Source organism: Bartonella sp. OT172YNZD, from assembly GCF_042193725.1.
Classification (GTDB): Bacteria; Pseudomonadota; Alphaproteobacteria; order Rhizobiales; family Rhizobiaceae; genus Bartonella; species Bartonella grahamii_A.
Genome location: NZ_JBHILZ010000114.1, coordinates 1 through 562 on the forward strand (window position 1 = coordinate 1; position 562 = coordinate 562).

The 562-nt window shown below is 35.8% G+C and carries 1 protein-coding gene; it reads right to left on the reverse strand.

What is annotated here, in order from left to right; translation table 11 throughout:
* Positions 1–164 precede the first annotated feature (164 nt).
* Positions 165–562: hypothetical protein (locus tag ACFIJS_RS09315; RefSeq protein ID WP_375651350.1), on the reverse strand; the 398-nt coding region annotated here is incomplete at its 5' end.

A 562-nucleotide genomic window follows, 5' to 3' on the forward strand; every position in this document is an offset into this window, starting at 1 on the left:
TCATCATTTTTAGCCTCCTCAATAGACTTAGGTTCTAACTGAGATATGAATGCACTATGGTTCATATGATGCATAGAGGACCGAAGTTTTCTACCTTCATTAGGGCTACCAATGATGAGTTCTTGAGGATTATTTCTGGCATACTTCCATTCTTTGGGAATATCTTAAAGCTTCTCTGGAGTTGGAAAATCCTTCTTTGGATCAATAGATGTCGAATCATCTTTTGCTTTGACTTTATCATTTATATCCAATTTTTCCAATGCTATATCATCATCATCATTAGTGATAGAATGTGTCTCATCAAAAGTCACATGCATAGACTCTTCTATGACTAGTGTTCTTTTGTTGAAAACACGAAACGCTTTACTTGAAGTAGAATAACCAAGAAAAATAGCCTCATCGGCTTTAGCATCAAACTTACCAAGATTATTCTTACCATTATTTAGAACAAAACAGGTGCAACCAAAAGCACGAAAGTACTTAACATTTGGTTTGCGACCGTTCCATATCTCATACGGAGTCTTTTTGAGAATTGGTCTAATAACGACGCGGTTTAGCACAT